A 24,723-nucleotide genomic window follows, 5' to 3' on the forward strand; every position below is an offset into this window, starting at 1 on the left:
TATCCGCCGGCCTCCGTCCCCGGCAGACACCTTGAATCAGACCGAGACCCCGAGGCGAATCCCCTGCGATTCAATCAGGTCGGGTTCCGCTCTAGGACGCATCCGCTGCGCGCAGAGCCAGGGCGCCGCTCGCCCCGGGCCACGCGGGTCCAGACCGCCGGGATCCCGACGCGGAACCTCCGCGGTCGCCATGCCCGGACCGGCCTCGGACCGCCGCGCATGCGGTCACGCGCAAGCGCGAGCCCCGGCCGCGAGGGCGGAGGGCCGGCCGCGGATCAGGCGACGCCGAGCGCCAGCGGAACCGCAGGCGCGGCGGCCCGGGGCGGCAGGCCATGCCGCGCCGCCTGGGCCAGGCGGCGAAACCCGCCGCGCCGGGCGCGGATCGGCTTCGGGGCGACGGCTTGGACGAAACGCGCCGTGGGGGGCGGCCCTTTCGCCCCGACGCGTTTCGCAGGCAAGCCCGCCCGGCCCCCGCTCACCCCCCCGGCGCGGCGCGGCGAGCGGCGAGGTTGCGGCGCACGGCCTCCGGCGAGGCGAGGCCCCGGCCCGAAGCCGCGATTTCCGCCCGCGCCCGCGCCACTTGCGCGGCATTGCCCATCTCCGACCCGCGGGGCGCGTCCTCCAGCCCCACGCGCACATCCGCGCCCAGTTCCAGCCCCGCCCGCATCACCGCGAAGACGTCGAAGTCGATCCCCGCCAGCATCCAGCGCCGGACCCCGATCAGCGCCATCGCCTGACCGACCGCGGCCAGCCCCGCCGCGCTCGGCGGCGCGCCCCACAGGTAGCGGTCCGAGAACATCACCCGATGCAGCGCGTGCCCCGCCGCCACCCCGGCCTCCGCCGCCATCGCCTGCGCCGCGCGCGCGAAGCCCAGCTCGTAGATCGCCATGGCCGGGATCAGTCCGGTCTCCCGCGCCAGCGCGAAGCCGGAGGCCGTCTCCTCGGGCGGATTGAGATAGACGAAGCCCTGCCCCGCCGTCCCCTCGCGCGCGAAATTGCACGAGCCGGGGTCGAGCACGAACACGTCCAGCAGCCCCTCCGCCGCCAGCGTCCGCTCGATCCGGTAGCGCTCCTCGACCGGCATCGGGGGCTGGCCGAGGCGGCGCATGGCGGTGGTCGGGTAGATCACCGCCTCGGTCCGCGCGCGCACGCCCTCCAGCACCGCCCTGTGAAAATCGAGATTGCGCTCCGCGTGCCGTCCGGCCGCGTCATAGGCGTGGTAATGCAGGATCGAGGCGCCCTCGCCCAGACAGGCCATGGCCTCGTCGATCACCGCCTCCACGGTCACCGGGGCCAGCGGCTGCGCCTCGCGCCCGCCCGATCCGTTCAGCGCCACTTCCAGCCAGACGTCCTGCATGGCGGTCTCCTCCCGTCGTCGCGTTTATGGTTGGCGACCATAACGCCCGGAGATCCGCCCCGCGTCCAGCGCCGGGATCGGGGGGGAGGCGTCGCGCGCCTCCCCCCGGCTCAGCCCCGCCGACGCCGGACCGCGCCCAGCATCGCCAGCCCGCCGCCCAGCAGCGCCAGCGCGCCGGGCAGAGGCACGTCGGCCGCAAGCTCGGTGATGGTCACGGTCATCGCGTAGGACTCGAGCGGCAGGCCGCCGTATTCGTCGGAATCGGCCAGGCCGAGATAGTAGATTCCGGGACCGACCGTGACCGGACCGATCGCGATGCTGCCCGGGCCGCTGTCCATGGAGTAGCAGTCGAAACAGTATTCAACCGGCGCGCTTTCCGGCCCGAACCCGATGTCGAAGCCGTCATAGCTGTAGTCGAAGGTGATGTCGGGCGTGATATTCGACACCTCGAACGTTACCGGAACCAGGAACTCGAAGCGGAACAGGTCGTTGCCGCCCTCGCCCAGGAAGCCGGAGATGCCGGTCACCTCGGTTCCGCCGGCCTCCATGGCGGTCGCGAAGGTCGAGCCGGCGTCGCCGGTCGATCCGTCGGCGGCGGTGTCCTCGACGATCACGGCCTGGGCGGCGAAGGGCGCCAGGCCCAGCGCCAGGGCCGCCCCGGCGGCGCGGGCGATCATTTTCTTGCGCATTTGTTCTCTCAATGCTTGGATCTCATTCACCAGCGGTCATGGCGACGGTTATGCCCGAGCGCGCCGACGCCGGCTTTTGGCATCTGTGGAATTTTTGTCGCGAAGCGCGCGCGCAGGCTGCTGCACGTCCGTCCGCCTTGGGCTAGGCTCGCCGTCCGACGACGCGTTCCCGAGGGAGGAAACACCAAATGTCCGACGACGCCCCGCGGCCCTACGGCTTCGACACGCTGCAGATTCATGCCGGCGCGCGCCCGGATCCGGCCACCGGCGCCCGGCAGACGCCGATCTACCAGAACACCGGCTACGTGTTCCGCGACGCCGAGCACGCCGCCGCCCTGTTCAACCTGCAGGAAGTCGGCTTCATCTACTCGCGCCTGACCAACCCCACCGTGGCGGTGCTGCAGGAGCGGATCGCGACGCTGGAGGGCGGCGTCGGCGCCATCTGCACCGGATCGGGCCACGCGGCGCAGCTCATGGCGCTGTTCCCGCTGATGAGCCCGGGCGACGACATCGTGGTGTGCAACCGGCTTTACGGCGGCACGGTCACCCAGTTCTCCCAGACCATCAAGCGCTTCGGGTGGAAGGCGAAATTCGTCGACGCCGACAAGCCGGGCGAGGTCGCCAAGGCCTGCGGCAAGCGCACCAAGGCGATCTTCTGCGAGTCGATCTGCAACCCCGGCGGCTATGTCACCGACATTCCCAAGATCGCCGCGGTGGCCGAGCGCAAGGGCGTGCCGCTGATCGTCGACAACACCTCGGCCACCCCCTACCTGTGCAAGCCGATCGAGATGGGCGCCACGCTGGTGGTGCATTCGACGACCAAGTACCTGTCCGGCTCGGGCCAGGCCATGGGCGGCGTGATCGTGGACTCGGGGACCTTCGACTGGTCGGCCTCGGACAAGTTCCCCTCGCTGAGCGAGCCGGAGCCCGCCTATCACGGCCTGAAGTTCCACGAGACCTTCGGCCCGCTGGCCTTCACCTTCAACGGCATCGCCATCGGGCTGCGGGATCTGGGCATGACCCAGTCGCCGATGAACGCCTTCCTGACCCTGCTGGGGATCGAGACGCTGTCCCTGCGCATGGAGAAGCACGTCGCCAACGCGAAGAAGCTGGCCGAATGGCTGGAGAACGACCCGCGGGTGGCGAGCGTGTCCTATGCCGGCCTCAAGTCCTCGCCCTATTATCGCCGGGCGCGGAAGGTCTATCCGAATGGGGCCGGGGCGCTGTTCACCGTGGCGCTGAAGGGCGGCTACGACGCCTGCGTGAAGATGGTCGACGGGGTCGAGATCTTCTCCCATGTGGCCAATCTGGGCGACACCCGCAGCCTGATCATCCACTCGGCTTCGACCACCCATCGCCAGCTGACGCCCGAGCAGCAGGTGGCGGCGGGGGCCGGGCCGGACGTGGTGCGGCTGTCGATCGGGATCGAGGACGCGGACGACCTGATCGCCGATCTCGACCAGGCGCTGGCCAAGGCCACGGCCTGAGCCATGGGACCGGGACCGGGGCCGGCGAGCGCGGGGCGGGTCATGGCGGGGCGGACGGGCGTTCGGCGGACGGGCGTTCGGCGGGGAGGTCTCCGGATCGCGGCGGGTCTCGCCGTGGTCGGGATGGCGTCCTGCCTCGCCTGGTCCGCGGCGGGGGCGACGCGCGCGCCCCTGCCGCCCGCCAACCCGCTGCGCGCCGTCGACCCCGTTCCCGCGCCCGCCCCCGATCCTGCGCCCACGCCGTCCCTGACCTCCACGCCGGCGGCGCCTGACGGGGCGCCGCCGGCGGCGGGCGCGGACCCCGCGTCCTCCGAACCCTTCGGCTTTCCGTCCCTGGCCGCGGGCGTCCACGCGCCCCCGCCCAATCCTCGGCGCGAGGCGGCGACGCCCGCCGCAGCCCCCGACGCGCCTTCCGCGGCTTCCGCCCCCGCCCCCGCGCCCGCCGCTACGCCCGCCGCGACGCCCGGGACGCCACCCGCGGCCGCGCCCGAAACCACCGCAGCGTCCGAATCCGCGGCGACCGCCTTCCCGCCCCTCGCCCCCGGCCTCCACGCGCCGGAGCCCAATCCGCTGCGCGATGAGGCGGCCCGACCGGGCCCCGCCACGGCGGATGCGATGGCGGCGGCCTCGGCGGCGCTGGCCGCGCTCGGCCCGCCCGACGCGCCATTCGAACCCGCGCCCGGCGGCGAGGCGGCCGGGGCCTCGATCGTCTCGAGCCTGCTGACGCCGACGCCCGCCCCTGCACCCGTCACGCCGCCCGCGACGCAGGCCGCCCCGGCCGCCGCGGCGCGCGCGCCCGCGGGTTTCCCGCCGCCGGCGCGCGGCCTGCACCTGCCGCCGCCCAATCCCCGGCGCGGCACGCCGACCGCCGCGCCAACGCCCCCGGCGACATCCGCGCCCCCGGCCGACCCGGTTCCCGCGCCGTCGCCGCCCCCCGAGATCCAGCCCGCCGCGCCGACCACGCTGGCCGCCCTTCCGGCCGCCGCGCATCCCAGCCTGCCGCGGGCGCGGCCCTCGGTCATTCCGGCCCGGCCCAAGGCGGCCCCGGCGACGTCCGCCGTGCGTCCCGCCCCGCCGATCCAGGCCAGCGCGCCCGGCGCCGGCGCGGTGCGCCCCGGCTCCGACCCCCGCCATGCCGGCGGGGCCGAGCGCGGGCGGCTGGTGGCCGGTCATCTGACCCTGCTGGGCGTCTTCGGCTCCGCCGCCGCGCCGCGGGCCCTGCTGCTCCTGCCCGACGGCAAGGTGAAGCGGGCCGGCGTCGGGGACGAGGCGGCGGGGTGGAAGGTGACCTCGATTTCGCCGGACGGGGTGCGGGTGCTGTCGGACGGGACCACGGCGACGCTCAAGCTGCCCTGACCCGGAGGGTCGGCGGGCGCGGCCGGGGGCGCCTCAGTCCTCGCGCCCTTCCTCGCGCCCCTCCTCACGCCAGGCGGCCCAGGCCTCCGGCGTGTCGAGATCGAGCCGCGCGGCCCGCCCCGGCGTCGGGACCAGCGCCACGAATTCGGCGTTGGCGCGCAGCACGTCGCGGGCGCCGTCATCGCCGGTCAGCCGCGACAGGCTCTCGAAGAACCGCCGCCCGAACAGCACCGGATGCCCCGGCCGCCCCTGCGCGTCCGCGGCCCGCGCGATGGCCCGCCCCCGCGCCGGGTCGAACCCCGCGATCACCGCGTTCACATGCGCCGCCTCGACTTCCGGCATGTCGGCCAGCGCCAGCAGCGCCGCGTCCGCGTCGGGCCGCGTCGCCGCCAGCCCCGCGCGGATCGAGGCCGCCATCCCCTCCGCCGCCTGCGCGTTCTCCACGATGCGCAGGGCCAGCCCCTCCAGCGCCCTGCGCCGGGCGTCATCGCCGGGGCGCAGCACCGCGATCACCTCCGAGACCTCGCTCGCGATCAGGGCGCGGGCGGCGCGGCGCAGGATCGGTTCGCCGCCGACCTCCTCCATCAGCTTGTCCGCCCCCCCCATGCGCGACGACGCGCCCGCCGCCAGCAGCAGCGCCGCGACCACCGGGCGTTCCGCCGCCCCGGCCCCGCCGGACCGCGGCTGCGGGCGCGAGGGGATTTCCTTCAGCAGCCCGCCGACCCCCATGCCCGCGATCTCGGCCGCGGTCACCTCCAGCCCGCAGGCCAGCCGCTCCAGGATCCAGTCCGAGCCCGACAGGGCGGGCGAGCGCGCCGAGCCCGGCAGCCCCAGCACCTTCCGCCCGCCCAGATCGGCGAGGAAGGTCAGGTTCCCCGGGTCCACCGGCATCCCGAAACGGATCATCCGCCCCCCCGCCGCGACCACCGCCGCCGGCGCCGCGTCCCGCGGGTCCGAAGGCGCCGAGCCGCCGAGGATCAGCACCAGGTCGCCGGTGGCCGCGCGCAGGGCGTCGGCGATGGCGTCCCGGTCATGGGCGCAGCGGGTCTCGTCGGCCACGCTCACGCCCAGGCCCGCCAGCCGGGCCCGCAGCGCCTCCGACCCCTTGTCGAGCAGGCTGGGCTTGAGCCCCGGCACCGTGGTCAGCACCAGGCTGGCGCGGCGCAGGCGCACCGGGTGGCAGCGCAGCGCCTCGCCCCCGCGCAGGATCGCCGCGGCGTCCTCCACCGCGGCGCGGGACACGGCATAGGGAATGATCTTCACCGTCGCCGCCATCTGGCGCGGGTGCAGGCGGGCGTGGTCCGGCAGCGTGGCGAGCGTGATCGCCTCGTCCACCCCGTTGGCCGCGTCGATCAGGGCGCGGTCCACCCGCAGCAGCCCGGTGGAGAGCGCCAGCACGTTGACCCGCCCGGTGAAGGGCGCCGAAAGGCTCGCCCCCAGCGCCAGCGGTTCGGGGGCGAGCGCCGCGCCCAGCAGCGCCGCGGCCTCGTCCTCGCCCATGTCGCCCGCATCCAGCCGGGCCGCCGTGACCTCCGCCATGCCCGCGTCGCGCAGGGCGGCGATGTCGTCGGCGCCCAGCCGCAGGCCCTTCTTCAGCCGGCGCCCGTTCGCGGTCAGGGAATGGGCGAGAATGGCCCCTTCGGCCTCGGAGAGAGGAAGGGGCCCGAACCTCATGCGGCGGCGTCCTGACGCGAGGGGTCGGCCGCGGCCGCGCCGGGGCGCGTCTCGGGCCGACGCAGACGCTCGGTGATCTGGGCGAGCGCCGAGAGCGCGATCTCCGCCGGGGTGGCGGAGCCGATATCGGCCCCCAGCGGCGCGTGGATGCGCGCGATCTCGTCCGCGGCGAAGCCGGCCTCCTCCAGCCGCGCCACGCGCTTGGCATGGGTGCGGGTGGAGCCGAGGCAACCGAGGTAGAACACGTCCGATTTCAGCGCCCGGCGGATGGCCGGATCGTCGAGCTTGGGGTCATGGGTCAGCGTGACCACCGCGGTGCGGGCGTCGAGCCCCAGCGCGTCCAGCGCCTCGTCCGGCCAGTCGTTGAGGATCGTCTCTCCCGGAAAACGGGCGGCGGAGCCGAAGGCGTCGCGCGGGTCCACCAGCGCCGCGTCATAGCCCGCGAGCCGGGCCATGGGCATCAGCGCCTGGGCGATATGCACCGCGCCCACGACGATCATGCGCAGCGGCGGGTTGTGGACGCCGAGGAAGATCTCCCCGGCCTCCGTCGTCTCGAACCCCGACTTGTCGTTGGCGAGGCGCCTGGCGACGGTCCCGGCCAGCGGGTCGCCGCCCCCGGCCCGGATCAGCCGGCGCTCCCAGCGCGCGGTGTCGACGGCGTAGACCACGGCCTCCCGCGATGCGCGGGCGTCGGTCAGCTCCGTCAGCAGGGCCGAGGTCGGCCCCTTCCCCACGTCGATCGGCTCCACCATGATGCGGATGGTCCCCCCGCAGGCGAGGCCGACGGCGAAGGCCTCGTCATCGGAGACGCCGTATTCGAGGATCCGGCATTCGCCGTCCTCCAGCGCGTCCAGCGCCTCGACGATCACGGCGCCCTCGACGCAGCCGCCGGAGACGGAGCCCATGATCTCGCCCGTCCCCGAGATCACCAGCTGGCTGCCGGTGGGACGCGGGGCCGAGCCCCAGGTCTGCACGACGGTCGCCAGCGCGGCGCGCTTGCCTGCGGCGATCCAGTCGAGCGCGATTTCGGGGATGCGGTCGTGATCTGCGACGGACATGGGGGGCCTCCCTCGGGCGGGTGCGGGTTCCCGATACATAAGACCGCGAGGGGGCGCCGCGCCAGTGGCGCTTTGGGAGAATGCGCGGAGGCGGGCGCTTGCGGCGCCGGGGGGCGAGGGGCTCATGCCGCGGCGACCATCCGGCGCCCGCTGACGCGGGCAAGCCCATGCCTCCGGGGGCGAACGCCCCCTTCAGGCGGTGCGGGACAGGCGTCGTTCAGGGCGCACGGGTCAGGGCGCACGGGTCAGGGCGCGCGCCGGGCCGGGCCGGTCAGTCCTCGATCAGCCGCATCAGGCGGGCCTTCTCGCCCTGATCCTCGGGGCGGGCCAGCGCATCGGCCAGCGCCTGGAGGCTGGCCACCGAATGCGAGGCGCGGAAGCTGTCCACATGCGGCAGCAAGGCCTTCACCCCGCCGGCCCGCGGCGCGAAGCCGTCCCAGCGCAGCAGCGGGTTCAGCCAGATCAGCTTGCGGCAGGACAGGCGCAGCCGCTCCGCCTCCGCCGCCAGCTTGGCGGGGTCGTCGCGGTCCAGCCCGTCGGTGATCAGCACCACCACCGCCCCCTGCCCCAGCACGCGGCGGGACCAGTCGCGGTTGAACACCCGCAGGCTCTCCCCGATCCGGGTGCCGCCTTCCCAGTCCATCGCCTCGCGCCCGCAAGCGGCCAGCGCCGCATCCGCGTCGCGCTGCATCAGGTGGCGGGTGACGTTGGTCAGCCTTGTGCCGAAGGTGAAGGCGTGGACCTTCGCCCAGCCCGCGCCCTTCTCGTTCGCCGCCGCGTGCAGGAAATGCAGCAGCATCCGGGAATAGGAGCTCATCGAACCGGAGATGTCGCACAGCGCCACCAGGTTCGGCCAGCGCACCAGCGGCGACCGCGTCTTGAATTCGCGGATGTCGCCGCCCTGCCGCATCGCGGTGCGCAGGGTCGCCCGCCAGTCGGGGCGCGAGCCGGTCGAGGACGCCCGCGTCCGACGCGAGGCGATGGGCTGCACCGGCAGGCTCAGCCGGGAGATGGCGCGCCGGGCCGCCGCCGCCTCCGCCGCCGTCATCTGCTCGAAATCCTGCTGCTTGAGCTTCTCGTCGGCCGAGAAGGTCAGGGTCGCGTCGATCTCGATCTCCGGCGGCTCCTCCTCCTCGGCCTGGGGCCTGGGGGTCTCGGCCCCGTCCAGCAGCGCCTCCGCGGCCCGACGCTCGGCCGATTGCGGGGGCGGCGGCGTCTCCACCCCGCGGACCATCGGCGACATCATCGCCATCATCTTTTCGAGAAACTGCGGATCCCGCCAGAACAGCCGGAAGGTCTGGGCGAAGATCTGCCGATGCTCGGGCCGCGACACGAAACAGGCGTGCAGGGTCCAGTAGAAGTCCCGGCGATCCGAGAACCCCGCCGCCTCCACCGCCCGGATCGCGTCCACCACCCGCCCCGGCCCCACCGGCAGCCCGGCCTTGCGCAGGGCGCGGGCGAAATGGGCGACGTTGTCGGCCAGCTTGCCGTCCTCCGGGATCGGCAGATCGGCGAGGGAGACCATCAGGCGGCCCCGTAGGAGCTGACCTCGATCAGGTTCCCCCACGGGTCGTTGAAATAGACCGAGGTGATGGTCCCGCGCGCCCCGGTCTTCTCCACCGGCCCCTCGACCACCGCCACGCGCTGCTCATGCAGGCGGGCGACGACCTCCGTGGGGGTCGCGTCGGTGATCAGGCACAGATCGCCGGAGCCGATGCAGGCGTGGTTGCGCGGCTCCATCCCGATGGTCTGGAGGTTGATCTTCTGGGCGCCCACCTGCAACGCGCGCCGCCCGCCGGCGAAGGTCACGACCTCCAGTCCCAGCACGCGGGCGTAGAATTCGCAGGCCTCGTCGATGTCGCGCACGGTCAGCACCACATGGTCGATGGCGCGGACCAGCGGGCCCGGGGCCTCGTCGCCGAAGATCTCCTCCAGGCTCATCGCGTCCCCCTTACGTCGGCATCGCCGCGCGGGCCTGGTCGAGCACGCGCTGGACCTCCGAGCCCTGCAGCTTCTGGATGTCGTCCTGATACTTGAGGATCGCGCCCAGCGTGTCGGCGATCACCTGCGGGCTCAGCGCGATGGCGTCCAGCGCCACCAGGCACTTGGCCCAGTCGATGGCCTCGGCCACGCCCGGCTTCTTGAACAGGTCCTCGGAGCGGAGCTGCTGCACGAAGGCCACCACCTCCCGGCTCAGGGTCTCGTTCGCCTCGGGCGCGCGGGCGCGGATGATCTCCATCTCGCGCTCGAAATTCGGGTAGTCGACCCAGTGATAGAGGCAGCGGCGCTTGAGCGCGTCATGCACCTCGCGCGTGCGGTTGGAGGTCAGGATCACGATCGGCGGCTCGGGCGCCTTGATCGGTCCGATCTCGGGGATGGTGACCTGGAAGTCGGACAGCGCCTCCAGCAGGAAGGCCTCGAAGGGCTCGTCGGTGCGGTCGATCTCGTCGATCAGCAGCACCGGCGCGCCGCCGGGCTGGGCGCGCATGGCCTGCAGCAGCGGGCGCTCGATCAGGAAGTCTTCGGAGAACAGCTCGGTGGTCAGCGCGCGGCGGTCCTCGGTCCCCACGGCCTCGGCGGTGCGGATGGCGACCATCTGCGCGGCGAAGTTCCACTCATAGACCGCCGAGGACGCGTCCAGCCCCTCATAGCATTGCAGGCGGATCAGCTTGCGCCCCAGCGCCGTGGCGATGGCCTTGGCGATCTCGGTCTTGCCCACGCCGGCCTCGCCTTCGAGGAACAGCGGCCGGCCGAGCTTGAGCGCCAGGAAGGCGACGGCGCCGAGATCCCGTCCGCAGACATAGCCCACGGAGCCCAGCATCTCCTGCACGTCGTCGATTTTGTCGATCATGGAACCCTCTGCCGCAAAACGGGCCGATTGTGACGATTTCGGGGAGTTCCGGCGACAAGCGTTTACGCCCGGGCCCCGCCCCCTAGGTCCCCTGTTGAAGACGGGCGCAGGGTGAAAGGCAACCCCCACCCTGGCGCCACATGGTCGGAACCCCGGGTTCGATCGTGCACTTGACTGACACCCTCCCGGGGCAAGGAGAGCGAACAGTGAAAACGACTCGCATCAACCTGCCCATCGCCGCCGCCACCTCCGCCGCCGCCCTGCTCGTGGCCTCGGTGGCCACCGCCCAGGTCTCGTCCGGCGAAGTCGCCACGCCGCGCGAAGGCGCCGGCGCCACCGTGACCGCGCCCCGGACCGCCGGCGATGTCGCGACGCCCGACATCAACGTGCCCGAGGTGGCCGACGCCAAGGTCGGCGACCCCAGCGAGGTCGCCACGCCGCGCGAGGGCACGGGCTCCACGATCACCGCGCCGAAGACCGCCGGCAACGCCGCGACGCCCGACATGGACGCGGACCCGGTCGTTGGCGCCAAGGTCGGCGACCCCTCTGAGGTCGCCACGCCCCGCGAAGGCACGGGCTCCACGATCACCGCGCCGTCCACGGCCGCGAATGCGGGTGCGGCGAACGGCGCCGGCTCGGACGCCATGGCCTCGGGCTCGCAGCTTGAGAGCCTCGATGCCGACGAGGTCCGCGCCCGGACGCAGGAGCGGATGAACCAGGACGCCCAGGCGGCGCCCGCCCCGTCGCCCGCCAGCGACGTGGAGAAGCCCAAATATTCCCTCGACGCCGACGAAGTGCGTGAGCGCACCGCCGAGCAGATGAAGGAAGAGCGGGCCGAGAAGCTCGGCGACCAGTCCAGCTGGATCGACGAGATGCGCCGGAACCTCGTCGGCTCGGCCTGAGGCGGACGCTCGACGGGTCCGGCCTGACCGGATCGACGCCTGAACGGAGGGGGTTCCGCCACGTCGCGGGGCCCCTTCCGCGTCCGAATGCCCGCGGGGCCCTTGTTCCGCGTCGCCGGACGCACGATGTCCCCGCTTCATCGCCCCGCGGGCGATGACGTCCGTGACGATCCATGTCGCCAGGACATGAAAACCCGGGACGTGAAACCACTGAGGATCGAAGCATGTTGCGCAATGAAGGTTCCCGCGCCCTGCGGCTCGTCGCCGTCGCGGCGCTCGTCGCCGGCCCCGCGCTGGCGCCCCTCGCGGCCGGCGCCCAGACCACCGGGTCCGCGACCCCTCAGGTCACCGTGACCGACGAGAAGGTGCGCGACCGGGTGACCATCGATTTCCCCGACAGCGCCTTCGAGGAGGAGCGCCAGATCTCGCGCATCGTCCAGGAGCTGTATGGCGAGGGCGCCGACATGTCCTCGGGCCGCTCCGCCCCGGCGGATATCGAGGCGCTGCTGGTGACCGGCCAGCCGCTGCCGGCGCGCGCCGACGCGCAGCCGGTGGACCCGAAGCTGGCGGCCCGGCTGCCTCAGGACGCCACCTGGCTCGCGGTGGGCGAGAACCTCGTGGCCGTGGGCCCGGACCAGCGCATCAGCCGGGTCTATCACGACATGCTGCCCTGAAGGGCGGCCCCCGGCCCGCGTCCCCGAAGGATGATGAGGCCGGGCCCCGCGCCCGAAGCCGGCGCGGCCCCGTCCGAAGCGGCGGAGCGTCTGAAGACGCGGAAAGGCCCGGCCGGGGGATCGGCCGGGCCTTTTGATGTCCGGGGCGCGTTGATGTCGGGCCTGTCGATGTCGGGGATTGTTGATGTCGGGGCCCGCTGATGTCGGGGCCGGGGGCGCCGCCCTATGCCAGCGCCCGCCGCGCCGCCGCGGTCCAGAAGGCGATGCCGGTGGGAATGGCCTCGTCGCAGAAATCATAGGCGGTGTTGTGGTGCAGCGCCCCGTCCCGCGCCGGACCGTTGCCGAGCCACACATAGCAGCCCGGCGCCTCCCCCGCGAAGAAGGCGAAATCGTCCCCGGCGGTGGAGGGCGGAAACACCGTGCGCACCCCGTCCGCGCAGACGCCGCGGGCCGCCTCCAGCGCCGCCGCGGTCGCGTCGGGGGCGTTGACCACCGGCGGGATGCGGCGGATGAAACGATACTCGGCCTCGATCCCGAAGGTCTGGGCGATGCCATGGGCGAGCCGGCCGATCTCGGCCTCCAGCTGGTCGCGGACCTCCGGCGCGTAGGCGCGGGCCGTGCCGCCGATCTCCACCACATCCGGGATCACGTTCAGCGCCGCCGGGTCCCCCGCCCGCACCGAACAGGCCGAGACCACCGAGGGCTGCAACGGGTCCACCACCCGCCCCGGAATGGTCTGAAGCGCCGACAGGAACGCCCCCATGGCGGTGATCGGATCGCGCCCCAGATGCGGCTTCGCCCCATGCGTGCCCACCCCCCGGAAGGTGCACAGCCAGGAATCGGAAGAGGCGAGCTGCGGCCCCTCGACCACCGCCATTTCGCCGGGGGCCATCCCCGGCATGTTGTGCAGCCCGAAAACCATGTCGCAGGGAAAGCGCTCGAACAGGCCCTCCTCCACCATGCGTTTCGCGCCGCCGCGGCCTTCCTCGGCGGGCTGGAAGATGAAATGCACCACGCCCGGCGGCGGATCGGCGGCCAGGGCCTCGGCGGCGCCGAGCAGCATCACCGTGTGACCGTCATGCCCGCAGGCATGCATCTTGCCGGGAACGGTGGAGGCCCAGGGCCGCGTCTGCGGCCCCACCGCCTCGGGCATGGCCAGCGCGTCCATGTCGGCGCGCAGCCCCACCGCGCGGTTTCCGCCCGGCGTGCGCAGGGCGCCCACGACGCCGGTGCCGGCGATGCCCTCCGTCACCTCCAGGCCCAGGGCGCGCAGGCGGGCGGCGACGATGGCGGCGGTGCGATGCTCCTCGAACCCCAGTTCGGGATGGGCGTGCAGGTCGCGGCGCAGGGCCACGAGATCGAGATCGGCGGGGGGGAGTGGCTGGCTCATGCGCGCGATGCTAAACCCCTGCCCGGCGCTTGAGAAGGAGGCCCCAGCGTGACCGAACATCCCCCCGCGCCCGAGGCCCGGCCCGCCCCGATGCGCCCGCAGGATTTCTGGCAGGCGGTCGAGCCCGCCGAGGCCGCCGCCCCCGCCCCCTGGACCGACCGCTTTCCCGCCCGCCTGCCCGACGGGCGGGTGCTGCATCTGCCGATCCGGCCGCTGGCGGGGACCGGGAACGCCATCGCCTCGCTGATCCTCAACCAGGCGAGTTTCGCGGTGGAGGCGGCGCTGGCCGACGCGCTGGCCGAGCGTCTCGCCCCGTTCCGCCCCGACATCGTGGCCGGCCTGCCGACGCTGGGCCTGCCGCTGGCCCGCGCCGTGGCGGAACGGCTGGGCCATGCCCGCTACGCGCCCTTCGGAACCTCGCGCAAGTTCTGGTACGACGAGGGGCTGTCGGTCCCGCTCAGCTCCATCACCTCGCCGGACGCGACCAGGCGGCTCTACCTCGATCCGAGGCTGCTGCCGCTGGTCGAGGGGGCGCGGGTGGCGCTGGTCGACGACGTGATCTCCTCGGGGACCTCGATCTCGGCGGGGCTGGGGCTGCTGGCGCGCATCGGCGTGACCCCGGTGGCGGTCGGCTGCGCCATGCTGCAGACCGAGCGCTGGCGCCCGGGCCTGGCGGAGGCCTTCGCCGGCCCGCCGGAGGCCGTCGTCGGCGCCTTCCGCTCGCCCCTGCTGGCCCGCGACGGCGAGGGCTGGCGCGAGGCCTGAGACCCGAACCGGGGCCCGAACCCCGGCCAACCCCGGCGACCCCCGAGGGAGATCCCTGACATGACCGCTTCCCCCCCGCCCGACCGTCCTGTTCGCAAGGGCGTGGTGACCGTGCTCGGCATCTTCGCCATGGACGCGGTCTGCCGCGCCCCCCGCCTGCCCCGTCCCGGAGAGACCTTGCTGGCCGAGGGCTTTGCGCTGCACCCGGGCGGAAAAGGCTCCAACCAGGCGGTCGGGGCGGCGCGGCTGGGGGGGGAGGCGCGGCTGATCACCCGGATCGGGCGCGATGCGGGGGCGGAGATGGCCCGCGCGACCTGGGCGGAGGCCGAGGTGATCCCCTTCGCCTCGGTCTCCGACACCGCGCCGACCGGGGCGGCGGTGGTGTTCGTGCAGACCGGCTCGGGCGAGAACGCCATCGCCGTGCATCCCGGCGCGGCGATGGAACTGGACGCGAGGGCGGTGGAGCACGCGGCCCGCGACGGCGCCTTCGCGGGGGCGGGGGCGTTCCTCACCCAGCTGGAACAACCGCTGGAGGCGGCGCGGCGCGGGCTGGAACTGGCGCGGGAGGCGGGCGCGACGGCGATCCTCAACCCCGCCCCGGCGCCGGCCGCGCCCCTGCCCGACGACCTGCTGGCGCTGTGCGACTGGATGACGCCGAACCAGACCGAGGCCGCGACCCTCGCAGGTCTACCCGCCGCCGGCAGCATTGCGGAGGCGGCGGAGGCCGCGCGGGTCCTGCGGGCGCGCGGGGCGGGCGGCGTGGTGGTGACGCTGGGCGCGCAGGGGGCGCTGGTCTGCGGGCCGGACGGGTCGGAGATCCACGTCCCCGCCCTGTCCCAGGGCCCGGCGGTGGACACGACCGGGGCCGGCGACGCCTTCGCCGCCGGCTTCGCGGTGGGGCTGGCGGAGGGCGCGTCCCCGGCCGAGGCCGCCCGTTTCGCCTGCGCGGCGGCCGGGATCTCGGTCACCCGCCATGGCGCGACGAGCGCGCTGGCGAGCCGGGCCGAGGTCGAGGCGCGGCTGGCCCGGCCCTGAAGCGCGCCCCCCCGCCCGCCCCGAAGGCAGGGCGGGGGGGCGAGCGCGGCGCTTATTGCGCCTTCTTCACCTGGTCGGTCAGGAAGCCGCCGGCGGCGCCGATGGCCGCGCCGGTGATCAGGGCGTCGCCGAAATCGCCGGTCACCACGCCGATCACCGCGCCGGTGGCCGCGCCCACCGCGGCGCCCTGGCCGGTGCGGGTGGCGGAGGTCTCGTCGATATTCTCGCACCCCGCCGCGCCGAAGCCCGCGGCCAACGCCGCCGCCATCGCCATGCGGCGCCCGGCGCCGCGTTTGTGGGAGCGGCGCCCGGCGCCATGCTTGTGGAACATGCTCATCACGCTTCCCCTCACTCGCACGGCCATTCGGCCTTGGCGGCGCGCATCAGCGCCTCGATCGGCGTCATGGCCTCCAGGTCGGTCCGCGCCTCGGCCCAGTGCAGCAGCGCGGCGGCGGCCTCGCGCCGGGTTGCGGGAACGGCGGGACAGGCGACGGGCGTGTATTCACCCGATCCGGTCAGGGCCCGGTGGAACTGCATGGCGCCGCTCAGATAGCCGTAGCAGAGGATGCGGGCCTTGATCGCCAGCTCCTCTCCCCCCTTGGCGCCGCAGACATCGACGAGATCGGCGGCGGTCAGCAGGTCGCCGTCCGACGCCTCCAGCGTCTGGGCGGCGGCCGGGCCTGCGCCCGGCGCGGCCAGCATCGCCGCCGCCGTCATCGCCCCGCCCGCGGCGGCGGCGATCCCGCGGCGCAGGCGCCTCATGGTCATGGTCATCTCAACCTCCCTCGATCCGGTTGTCCCGGTTCCCGCAGGATAGACCCGGCCCTTGGGGGGACGTGACTCCTTTTTTGTCCCGCGCCCCTCCCCGGTCCGGCCCGCCCCCACTGGCGCCGCACCGGTCTCCGCCCCTATAGTCGCGCCGCGATGCCGGGACCGTGCAGAGAGACCGGGAGGGTCTCCGCCCCGGCGCTGAACAAGGACCATCCGCGATGCTGGCCCGGCGCCCGAGCAAGACCGAATTCGTGGAGAGCCGCGACCTCCGCCGCCGCCTGCTGGAGCCGCCCCACGCCGCCTATTACCAGCCCCGGCCCGGTCTCGCCGGCGCCGTGCGGCTGATCGGTCAGGCGCGGGCCGACTTCCTGTCGATCTGGCGGGAGAGCGACTACGCCGCCAAGGTCGACGAGATGCGCCTGTTCGGCCGTCAGATGGTGCTGGTCAACGACCCCGACGCCATCCGCCACGTGGTCGCCAAGCGCCACGACAATTACGAACGCAAGAGCCCCCAGATGCGCCGGGCGCTGGAGCACCTGATCGGCGACGGCCTGTTCATCTCGGACGGCGAGACCTGGCGCAGCCGGCGGCCGCTGGTCTCCGACATCGTTCACAAGAACCGCGTGCCCGCCTTCGGCGACGTCATGTCCCGCACCGCGCAGGAGACCGCCGCCCGCTGGGACGCGCTGGGCGAAGGCGCGGAGGTCAACGCGCTGTCGGAAATGGCCGCGCTGACCGCCGAGATCATCTCCCGCGCCGTGTTCGGCAACGATCTGGGCCAGGACCAGGCCAACGAGGTCACCGAGGGCTTCACCGCCTATCAATCCATGGTCGACCAGATCAACGTCGGCTATTTCCTCGGCTTCGACGAGGGGCTGCCGGTGTTCCGCACCCCCGCCCTGCGCCGGGCGGTGAAGCGGGTGCATTCGGTCATCGACCGGGTGATCGAGGATCATCTGGCCGGCGAGGGCGACGACCGCTCGATGGTCGACCTGCTGATCCGCCGCCAGCAGCGCAACCCCGAGCTCGGGCTCGACGTGGTGGCCCTGCGCAACGAGGCGGCGACGATCTTCATGGCGGGGCACGAGACCACGGCCTCCACCCTCACCTGGGCCTGGTATCTGCTGTCCCGCGCCCCCTGGATCGAGGCCCGCGTCCATGCCGAGATCGCCGAGGTCTGCGGCGACCGGCCCCCCGCGCTCGCCGACGTGCCGAAGCTGGAGCTGTGCCGCGCGGTGATCGAGGAGACGCTGCGGCTCTACCCCCCCGTCCCCATCCTCGCCCGCCAGGCCAAGGCGGCCGACCGCATCGGCGAGGTGGAGGTGGAGAAAGGCGCGCTGGTGCTGATCGTGCCATGGCTGCTGCATCGCAGCCCGTCGCTGCACAAGGACCCGCACCTGTTCCGGCCCCGCCGCTTCATGGGCGACGCCCGGCCGGCGCCCTACACCTACATCCCCTTCGCGGCGGGGCCGCGGCTGTGCCCCGGCTTGCAGTTCGGGCTGAATGAATCGGTGCTGTGCCTGGCGACCCTGGCCCAGCGCTTCCGCGTCCGCGTGGCCGAGGACCGGCGGGTGGAGCCGGTCTGCCGGCTGACCGTGCGGCCGAAGGGGGGGATGCCCGTGACCCTGCACAAGCGATGACCGAACGTCCCGCCGCGCCCTCGCCCGCCGCCGAACCCGGCAGGCGCCCCGCGAAACGTCCCGCGAAACGCAAGGCCTGGACCTATATCCGGGCGGAGGCGCCGGGGATCCCGGACCTGTTCGCCGGCGGCGCGCGGCGCAAGCGGTTCTGGAAATGGTGGCTGTGGGACAGCCTGGACGATGCCGGCGACCTCGCCGTGCATTTCGGGCTGAAGCTGCTGCCGATGGACGCCGCCTCGGATCTCGGCGCGTGGCTGTCGCGGCGGGCGATGCGGCGCAACCCCCGCAAGGTTCGGATCATGCGCGCCAACCTGCGCCGGATTCGCCCCGATCTGGACGATGCCGCGCGCGAGGAGATCGTGCGCCGGAACATCGACGCGCAGGGCCGGGTGCTGACCGAGTTCTCGCATATCAACGGCCTCTCGGAAGGTCCGGACCGGCTGCTGATCCACGGGCTCGCCGAAGCGATGGCCGCGGCGGAGGGACGGCCGGTCATCATGCTCGGCATGCATATCGGCAACTGGGAGGTCGGGTCGGTCGCCGTCGCCCCTTACCGCAAGGCGTTCACGGTCAACGTGCCGCCGCCCCGGCGCGCCCGCGCCTGGATCGCGGAACGGGTGCGCACGAAGGCCCGCATGGGACTGGTTCCCCCCGGCCGCCAGGGCGCGCGCGAGGCCCTGCGGCTGCTGCGGCAGGGCCAGGGCGTGGTGTTCTTCTGCGACGAGGCCTTCCGCAACGAGATCCGCGGTCCGTTCTTCGACCGCCCCCTTCACCTGGAGGGCAACTTCGCCGTGGTGGCGCGGCTGGCCCGGGCCACCAACGCGCGGATCTGTCCGTGGTATCTGCGGCGGCGCGACGACGGCTTCCGGTTCGACTTCCGCATCCTGCCGAATTTCGACCTGCCGCCGGAGACCGTGCGCGGCGACCGGCTCATCGAGGACGTGGCCCTGCTCAACTCGGTGATCGAGCCGGTGATCAAGGCCAATCTCGACCAGTGGTACTTTCTGGACAACCACCTGCCCGGAGCGCCCGGCAAGCGGAAGCGGGGAAAGGGCGCCGGCAGGGGCGCCGGCAAGGGCGGCCCCGCCGCGCCCCCCCAGCGCGGGGAGCAGACGGCGGAGACCTAGGAGGCCCCCGTCTCCACCGCCCGGAACAGCTTGCCGCGCTCGGTCACGAAGGCGGCGATCAGGCCCAGCGTCCCGTAGGCCGCGAAACCGATGCACAGCGGCAGCGCCGTGCCGTCGAAGGCCTGCCCCACGATCCAGCCCAGGAAGGCCGCGAGCCCCGTGGTCACCGCCCCCACGAAGGACGAGGCGGTGCCGGCGATGCGGCCCATCGGCTCCATCGCCAGGGCGTTGAGATTGGGCATGATGAAGCCGAAGCAGAACAGCTGCGCCATCATCAGCGCCACGAAAAGCCCGATCGGCAGGGGCCCGGCCAACGCCTCCAGCGCCAGGTGGACCACGGCCACGGCGACGAAGCCGACCAGCGCCGAATGGCCCATGCGCCGCATGCCCAGCCGCATCACCAGACGGGAGTTGATCACCGCCGACACCGCCAGCGCCCCGGCCACGACGCCGAACAGCAGCGGGAAGCTGGCGCCGGCGTCGTAGGTCTCCACATAGATCTGCTGGGCGGAGTTGATGTAGCTCATCATCCCGCCGAAGACCGAGCCCACCGCCAGCGTGTAGCCGAGGGTCTGGCGCGTGGTCAGGGTCTGGCGGAAGGCGGCGGCGAGCCAGCGCACCGACAGCGGCTCGCGCATTTCGCGGGGGCGGGTCTCGGCCAGGCGCAGGGTGGTCCAGGCCAGGATCGCCACCGAGACCAGCCCCAGGAAGCCGAAGATCGCGTGCCAGTCGCCCAGCAGCAGAATGCCCGAGCCGATGGCCGGCGCGATGGCCGGCACGATGATGAAGACGATCATCACGAAGGACATGACCTCGGCCATGCGCCGCCCGCCATAGGTGTCGCGGACCACCGCCACCGCGATGACCCGCGGCGCGGCGTTGGCCACGCCCTGAAGGAAGCGCGCGGCCAGAAGGCCCTCGAAACTGGTCGCCATCATGCACCAGAAGGACGCGGCGGCGTAGAGCATCAGCCCGAAGCCCAGCACCGTCTTGCGCCCGAACCGGTCCGAGAGCGGGCCGTAGAACAGCTGCCCGGCGCCGAAGCCGAGCACGTAGAGCGTCACCACCAGCTGCTGCTGGTTGACGTCCGCGACGCCGTATTCGTCGATGATCATCGGCAGCGCCGGCAGCATCACGTCGATGCTCAGCGCGGTCATCGCCATGAGACTGGCCATCAGGCCGACGAATTCGCGAAAGCCCGGGCCCTTGCGCGGGGCGCCCGGCGCGGGGGAAGCGGTATCCTGAGGGGTCATGAGCCTGCCTGCGCTTTGGACGATGCCGACGCGTAACTGCAAAATGTTAAGGTCAACATAGCATTCCTATCAGCCGAGGCCAGACCCGCCGTCGGGTCAGCGCGTCAGGTCACGCACGAAACGCGGCGCCGCGGAGCTTCCGCGCGCCGGGATGTTCCCCGCCTTCGGCCTGTCCCGATCGCCCGCCCCCGCGTTCCGGTCCCCGCCTCCCGGTCCATGCGTCCCGGTTTCCGCGTCCCGGTCCCCGCGTCCCGGTCCCCGCGTCCCGATCCATGTCGGGTCGCGGGGCGGCGGCGTCGCCCGGCCCGGCCCGCGAAGGGGCCGGACCGGGCGCGCGGGTCAGTCGACCTCGACCACCACCTTGCCGGTGGCGCCGCGGCTGGCCAGAAGCGCGATGGCCTCGCCCGCCTTCTCCAGCGGGAAGCGGGCCGAGATCTCCGGCTTCAGCTTGCCCTCGGCATGCCACTTGAACAGCTCGTCCAGCTCGGCCTGGTAGGCTTCCGGCTCCTTGCGGGTGAAGGCGCCCCAGAACACGCCGCGGATGTCGCAGCCCTTGAGCAGCGTCAGGTTCAGCGGCGGGTTGGGGATGCCCGACGGGAAGCCCACCACCAGGTAGCGGCCCTTCCAGGCGATGGAGCGCAGGGCCGGTTCGCAATAGGCGCCGCCGACGGGATCGTAGATGGCGTCGGCGCCGCTCTCGCCCAGCGCCGCCTTGAACTTCTCGGCCAGCGCCTTGGAGGACGCCCGGTCGGTCGGGGCCTGCCCGTAGTTCACCAGCACGTCGGCGCCATGGGCCTTGGCCACGGCCAGCTTCTCGTCCGACGACGCCGCGGCGACGACGCGCGCGCCCATGGCCTTGCCGATCTCGACGGCGGCCAGCCCCACGCCCCCGGCGGCGCCCAGCACCAGCAGGGTCTCGCCCGGCTTAAGCTCGGCCCGGTGGACCAGCGCGTGATGCGAGGTGCCGTAGGTCATCAGGAAGGCCGAGGCCTCGTCGAAGGGCATGGTGTCGGGCATCGGCGCGCAGCGGTCGGCGTCGACGCAGATCTTGCCGACCATGCCGCCCCAGCCGGACATGGCGATGGCGCGCTGGCCCGGCGCGAAGCCGGTCACGCCCTCGCCCACCGCATCGACGACGCCCGAGATCTCGGCGCCCGGCGCGAAGGGGCGCTCGGGCTTGAACTGGTACTTGTCCTCGATGATCAGCACGTCGGGATAGTTCACGCCGACCGCCTTGACCGCGATGCGGATCTGGCCGGGGCCGGGGGTGGGCTCGGGAACGTCGGCGAGTTCCAGGGTCTCGGGGCCGCCCGGGCTCCGGCTCAGCAGGGCTTTCATGTTTCGGGGTCTCCTCCCAGTCAGGGCTCCGGCGTGCGGATCGCGGGCGCGCCCGCGGTCCGGACCGCGGGGATCCTTCCCCACGCGCCTCCGGGCCTCCGCGCCCGCGCGGCTTTCCGCGCGCGACGCATGTTTGCAATTGTTGCGCGGCCAGATTGGTCCGGCGCGCGCCGCATCACAAGGCCCGGCGCGCGCCGATGTCTTGCGACGAGTCCGCCCGCGACCTTGCGTCCGGCGCCCCCGCCCGCCCCGCCGCGCGGGCGGGACCGGGCCGTGGGCGCCCGGTTCGACGCGCGGCCCGCGGCACGCCGCGGGGCGGGCCGTCCGCGCCTCACCCGCTCTGCAGCGCCTTCATCCAGCCGATCAGCCCGATGGTGGAGCCGTCCTTCTCCGCCGCGGAGGCCTCGCCGGTCACCATCGGCTCCAGCGCCTTGGCCAGCGTCTTGCCCAGCTCCACCCCCCACTGGTCGTAGGCGTTCACCCCCCAGATCACGCCCTCCGAGAACACCCGATGCTCATAGAGCGCCACCAGCCGGCCCAGGGTGTAGGGATCGAGCTTGCGGTAGATCAGCATGGTCGAAGGCCGGTCGCCCGAAAAGGCCCGGTGCGGCGCCAGCCGCCGGGCCTCCGCCGCCTCCATGCCCTCGGCGATCATCATGTCATGGGCCTCCTGCTCGGACCGCCCGGCCATCAGCGCCTCGGACTGGGCGAAGCAGTTGGCCAGCAGCAGGCTGTGGTGATGGGCCAGCTCCGGCTCCCACCCGGTCGCCGCCACCAGGAACTCCACCGGGATCACCGTCGTGCCCTGGTGCAGAAGCTGGAAGAAGGCGTGCTGGCCGTTGGTCCCGGGCTCGCCCCAGACCACCGGCCCGGTTTCGCCCGGCAGGCCGTCGCGCAGGCGCGCGGTCTTGCCGTTCGATTCCATGTCGAGCTGCTGGAGATAGGCGGGCAGCCGCTCCAGCCGCTGGTCGTAGGGGATCACGGCGCGCGAGCCGAGGCCCAGCGCGTTGCGGTGCCAGACCCCGGCCGCGGCCAGCAGCACCGGCAGGTTCTTGTCCAGCGGCGCGGTGCGGAAATGCGCGTCCATGGCCCGGCCGCCGTCGAGGAACGCCTCGAAATCCGCGCGGCCGATGGCGATCATCAGGCTCAGCCCGATCGAGGACCAGACGGAATAGCGCCCCCCCACCCAGTCCCAGAAGCCGAAGGCCCGGGCCGGGTCGATCCCGAAGGCCTCCACCTTGTCCAGCGCGGTGGAGATGGCGGCGAAATGCCCCCCCGCCGCCTCGCCCACGCCGGCCTTCATCCAGCGCATGGCGGTGTCGGCGTTGGTCATCGTCTCGATGGTGGTGAAGGTCTTGGACGCGATCAGCACCAGGGTCCGCGCGGGGTCGAGCGTCCGGAGCACGTCCTGCGCATGGGCCCCGTCGACATTGGAGATGAAGTGGCAGCGCGGCCCGTCATGCACCGGCGCCAGCGCGCGCACCGCCATCACCGGCCCCAGGTCCGAGCCTCCGATCCCGATATTCACCACGTCGGTGAACCGCCCCCCGTCGGCCGCGGCATAGGCGCCCGACCGCACGGCCTCGGCGAAGTCCAGGGCGCGGGCGCGGGTCTCCAGCACCTCGGGCATCACGTCGACGCCCTCCGCCGCGAAGACGTCGCCGGGGCGGGCGCGCAGGGCGGCGTGCAGGACGGGGCGGCCCTCGGTGGCGTTGATCGGCCGGCCTTCGAACATGGCGTCGCGCAGGGTCTCGACCCCGGCGGCGCGGGCGAGGTTGAGCAGCGCCTCCAGCGCCCCCGCGTCCAGCCCGGTCTTGGACAGGTCGAGCAGCATGTCCTCGGCCCGCGCGGACAGGCGCTCGAACCGCTCGGGATCGGTGTCGAACAGGTCGACGATGCGGCGACCCGCGAGACGGTCGCGCGCGGTCTCCACGGCTTTCCAGGCGGCGGCTATGGGCTGGGGGGTCACGTCGGCTCCGTCGATGTCGGCGCACAGCACCTCCACCGGCGCGCGGCGCTGGCGGAGGATGGCGCGGATGGGCATGTCCTCGACCGGGCCGGGGCCGAGCGCGCGCTGGAAGGTGCGCGCCTTGGTCCGTCCGGAGAAGAGCAGCAGGATGCGCCGCGCCTGAAGGATCGCGGCGAGGGTCAGCGAGATGCGGGTTCCGGGCAGGCCCGGCGCGCGCATGGGGGTCAGCAGGGCGCGCCCGTCGGGGTCCAGCGCCTCGGACAGGCGGTCGCCGCCGGGGAAGAACGAGGCCACATGCCCGTCCGGCCCCATGCCCAGCACCACCAGGTCGAAGGGACGGGCGAGCGGGCGCAGCGCGGCTTCCGCCGCGGCGCATCCGGCCTCGACCGACGCGCCTCCGGTATAGAGCGGCGCGAAGCGGGCGCCGCTGGCGCCGCCGTCGTAGAACAGGGTGAGGTCGAGCAGGTTCTTGTTGGACCGCGGGTCCGAGGCCGGGGCCCAGAGGTCGTCGACCAGCGTGACCGAGACCCGCGGCCAGTCGATCTTCGCCCGCGACAGTTTCGCGTAGGCGCGCTGCGGCGTGGCCCCGCCCGACAGCGCGGCGACGGCGCGGCCGCGGGCCGAAAGCGCGCCCTGCAACAGCTCGGCGATGCGCGCCGCGGCGGCGTCGGCCAGCGCGTCGGCGTCATCGTAGCGGCGCAGCTCGTAAAGCGGCGTGGGCGCCGGGGGGACCGCCACGTCGCTCATGCCCGCGCCCCCAACCCAAACCCGAGCCCGAAGCAGCGCCGGGGCCGGGACCGGGGCCGGGAGGCGCGGAACGGCATGCGGATCGGGCGCCCCCCCCCGGACGCACGGGCCGGAGGCTCGGCCGGAGCAGGCCGGGCGCGGGAAATTCGCGGTGGGGACGGTCGCGGTCGTCGCGGCGCGCGCTGGGCGCGCCCGGAACCGGCGGCGATCCGGACGTGCATGGGCGGGTTCCCCTTCCGTGGTTTCCCCCGGGCCGCATCCTGCGTCGGAGACGGTCACGGGCGGCACCTTCGGCCCCATGCCGCGGCGCGTCAACAGCAGGTCCGCCGCAGCCGGGCGCCGGGGCCGTGGCGCCTCGCCGCCGTGGCGCCGGCGCCGCGTCCCCGCCGGGCCGGGCCGCCTTCCCGCCGCGCCGCCCCCCCCCCGGCGACATGCCCAACGACATGCGCGGCGATCCGCGCGCCGGCGCGCCTTCGCGTCGGCGCGTCCATCGGGCCGCCCCCCCGAGCGCGCCCCCGGGCGCCCTCGCCGAGCGCCCCCGGCGCGCCGGATTCCGCCCGCCTATGCGCCGCCATTCCCGCGCCCCGGAGGGCTCCGCCCCGCCCTTTCGGGGGCCGCTTCGCGCCGCTCCGCCGCCCCC

At 73.6% G+C, this 24,723-nt stretch carries 21 protein-coding genes and 1 pseudogene; 8 read left to right on the forward strand and 14 right to left on the reverse strand.

The window, feature by feature from the left end:
• Nucleotides 1-475: 475 nt before the first annotated feature.
• Both BLV24_RS06060 and BLV24_RS06065 read right to left on the reverse strand, forming a co-directional pair.
• Nucleotides 476-1,357 (reverse strand): beta-keto acid cleavage family enzyme, encoded by an 882-nt coding sequence (locus BLV24_RS06060; RefSeq protein ID WP_092680293.1) that lies wholly within the window; start codon nucleotides 1,355-1,357, stop codon nucleotides 476-478.
• A gap of 110 nt (nucleotides 1,358-1,467) precedes the next feature.
• Complete coding sequence (locus BLV24_RS06065; RefSeq protein ID WP_092680294.1) at nucleotides 1,468-2,046, reverse strand: hypothetical protein; 579 nt, start codon at nucleotides 2,044-2,046, stop codon at nucleotides 1,468-1,470.
• A 188-nt stretch (nucleotides 2,047-2,234) separates the two neighbouring features.
• Between BLV24_RS06065 and BLV24_RS06070 the strand changes: the two genes are divergently transcribed.
• Together BLV24_RS06070 and BLV24_RS21480 are read left to right on the forward strand one after the other, a co-directional pair.
• Complete coding sequence (locus BLV24_RS06070) at nucleotides 2,235-3,533, forward strand: O-acetylhomoserine aminocarboxypropyltransferase/cysteine synthase family protein (protein ID WP_092680295.1); 1,299 nt, start codon at nucleotides 2,235-2,237, stop codon at nucleotides 3,531-3,533.
• A gap of 615 nt (nucleotides 3,534-4,148) precedes the next feature.
• Nucleotides 4,149-4,889, forward strand: a complete 741-nt coding sequence (locus BLV24_RS21480) for a hypothetical protein (RefSeq protein ID WP_143040233.1) — start codon at nucleotides 4,149-4,151, stop codon at nucleotides 4,887-4,889.
• Nucleotides 4,890-4,922: 33 nt separating this feature from the next.
• Here the strand turns inward: BLV24_RS21480 and BLV24_RS22975 are convergent, their stop codons facing one another.
• The 5 genes from BLV24_RS22975 to BLV24_RS06100 all read right to left on the reverse strand — a co-directional run bounded on the left by BLV24_RS22975 (nucleotide 4,923) and on the right by BLV24_RS06100 (nucleotide 10,472).
• Nucleotides 4,923-6,563, reverse strand: coding sequence for an NTP transferase domain-containing protein (locus BLV24_RS22975; RefSeq protein WP_092680297.1), 1,641 nt, complete (start codon nucleotides 6,561-6,563; stop codon nucleotides 4,923-4,925).
• Complete coding sequence (locus BLV24_RS06085) at nucleotides 6,560-7,621, reverse strand: XdhC family protein (protein ID WP_092680298.1); 1,062 nt, start codon at nucleotides 7,619-7,621, stop codon at nucleotides 6,560-6,562. Before BLV24_RS06085 ends, BLV24_RS22975 begins: the two co-directional genes overlap by 4 nt.
• A 271-nt stretch (nucleotides 7,622-7,892) precedes the next feature.
• Entirely contained in the window at nucleotides 7,893-9,146 is a 1,254-nt protein-coding gene (locus BLV24_RS06090) for a vWA domain-containing protein (protein WP_092680299.1), read from the reverse strand.
• The gene (locus BLV24_RS06095; protein WP_245710434.1) at nucleotides 9,146-9,562 is read right to left on the reverse strand and encodes a VOC family protein; all 417 of its coding nucleotides are present in this window, start codon (nucleotides 9,560-9,562) and stop codon (nucleotides 9,146-9,148) included. The genes BLV24_RS06090 and BLV24_RS06095 overlap by 1 nt, the downstream gene beginning before the upstream one ends.
• A 10-nt stretch (nucleotides 9,563-9,572) precedes the next feature.
• Nucleotides 9,573-10,472 (reverse strand): AAA family ATPase, encoded by a 900-nt coding sequence (locus BLV24_RS06100; protein WP_092680300.1) that lies wholly within the window; start codon nucleotides 10,470-10,472, stop codon nucleotides 9,573-9,575.
• Between the two features lie 206 nt (nucleotides 10,473-10,678).
• Here BLV24_RS06100 and BLV24_RS06105 point away from each other — a divergent pair, with 206 nt between their 5' ends.
• Both BLV24_RS06105 and BLV24_RS06110 read left to right on the forward strand, forming a co-directional pair.
• Nucleotides 10,679-11,374: a hypothetical protein gene (locus BLV24_RS06105; protein WP_092680301.1), complete on the forward strand. Its 696-nt coding sequence runs from the start codon at nucleotides 10,679-10,681 to the stop codon at nucleotides 11,372-11,374.
• A gap of 224 nt (nucleotides 11,375-11,598) precedes the next feature.
• On the forward strand, nucleotides 11,599-12,048 hold the full coding sequence (locus BLV24_RS06110) for a hypothetical protein (RefSeq protein ID WP_092680302.1): 450 nt from the start codon (nucleotides 11,599-11,601) through the stop codon (nucleotides 12,046-12,048).
• Nucleotides 12,049-12,271: 223 nt separating this feature from the next.
• Here BLV24_RS06110 and BLV24_RS06115 read toward each other — a convergent pair whose 3' ends face one another.
• On the reverse strand, nucleotides 12,272-13,438 hold the full coding sequence (locus BLV24_RS06115; RefSeq protein ID WP_092680303.1) for an amidohydrolase: 1,167 nt from the start codon (nucleotides 13,436-13,438) through the stop codon (nucleotides 12,272-12,274).
• A 48-nt stretch (nucleotides 13,439-13,486) separates the two neighbouring features.
• Between BLV24_RS06115 and BLV24_RS06120 the strand changes: the two genes are divergently transcribed.
• Nucleotides 13,487-14,203: a phosphoribosyltransferase gene (locus BLV24_RS06120; RefSeq protein ID WP_245710435.1), complete on the forward strand. Its 717-nt coding sequence runs from the start codon at nucleotides 13,487-13,489 to the stop codon at nucleotides 14,201-14,203.
• A 60-nt stretch (nucleotides 14,204-14,263) separates the two neighbouring features.
• Nucleotides 14,264-15,238, forward strand: coding sequence for a PfkB family carbohydrate kinase (locus tag BLV24_RS06125; RefSeq protein WP_092680304.1), 975 nt, complete (start codon nucleotides 14,264-14,266; stop codon nucleotides 15,236-15,238).
• A 52-nt stretch (nucleotides 15,239-15,290) separates the two neighbouring features.
• On the opposite strand, the gene BLV24_RS06130 is transcribed toward BLV24_RS06125, so the two are convergent.
• Nucleotides 15,291-15,575, reverse strand: coding sequence for a YMGG-like glycine zipper-containing protein (locus BLV24_RS06130; protein ID WP_218133360.1), 285 nt, complete (start codon nucleotides 15,573-15,575; stop codon nucleotides 15,291-15,293).
• Nucleotides 15,576-15,586: 11 nt separating this feature from the next.
• On the reverse strand, nucleotides 15,587-16,012 hold the full coding sequence (locus BLV24_RS06135; protein ID WP_092680305.1) for a Rap1a/Tai family immunity protein: 426 nt from the start codon (nucleotides 16,010-16,012) through the stop codon (nucleotides 15,587-15,589).
• A 215-nt stretch (nucleotides 16,013-16,227) separates the two neighbouring features.
• Here BLV24_RS06135 and BLV24_RS06140 point away from each other — a divergent pair, with 215 nt between their 5' ends.
• The gene (locus BLV24_RS06140) at nucleotides 16,228-17,649 is read left to right on the forward strand and encodes a cytochrome P450 (protein WP_092680306.1); all 1,422 of its coding nucleotides are present in this window, start codon (nucleotides 16,228-16,230) and stop codon (nucleotides 17,647-17,649) included.
• On the forward strand, nucleotides 17,646-18,776 hold the full coding sequence (locus BLV24_RS06145; RefSeq protein ID WP_092680307.1) for a lysophospholipid acyltransferase family protein: 1,131 nt from the start codon (nucleotides 17,646-17,648) through the stop codon (nucleotides 18,774-18,776). The genes BLV24_RS06140 and BLV24_RS06145 overlap by 4 nt, the downstream gene beginning before the upstream one ends.
• On the opposite strand, the gene BLV24_RS06150 is transcribed toward BLV24_RS06145, so the two are convergent.
• The 4 genes and pseudogenes from BLV24_RS06150 to pgl form a co-directional block, all read right to left on the reverse strand.
• On the reverse strand, nucleotides 18,773-20,029 hold the full coding sequence (locus tag BLV24_RS06150; protein ID WP_092680308.1) for a multidrug effflux MFS transporter: 1,257 nt from the start codon (nucleotides 20,027-20,029) through the stop codon (nucleotides 18,773-18,775). The two genes, BLV24_RS06145 and BLV24_RS06150, sit on opposite strands and share 4 nt — an antisense overlap.
• 339 nt (nucleotides 20,030-20,368) lie before the next feature.
• Nucleotides 20,369-21,367, reverse strand: coding sequence for an NADPH:quinone oxidoreductase family protein (locus tag BLV24_RS06155; RefSeq protein ID WP_092680309.1), 999 nt, complete (start codon nucleotides 21,365-21,367; stop codon nucleotides 20,369-20,371).
• A 331-nt stretch (nucleotides 21,368-21,698) separates the two neighbouring features.
• Nucleotides 21,699-23,321 (reverse strand): glucose-6-phosphate isomerase, encoded by a 1,623-nt coding sequence (gene pgi, locus BLV24_RS06160; protein WP_245710476.1) that lies wholly within the window; start codon nucleotides 23,319-23,321, stop codon nucleotides 21,699-21,701.
• 69 nt (nucleotides 23,322-23,390) lie between these two features.
• Nucleotides 23,391-24,383 (reverse strand): annotated as a pseudogene (gene pgl / locus BLV24_RS22395) (6-phosphogluconolactonase); the annotation flags it as partial.
• Nucleotides 24,384-24,723: the final 340 nt, after the last annotated feature.

Origin of the sequence: Albimonas donghaensis (assembly GCF_900106695.1) — a bacterium.
GTDB classification, from domain to species: Bacteria; Pseudomonadota; Alphaproteobacteria; order Rhodobacterales; family Rhodobacteraceae; genus Albimonas; species Albimonas donghaensis.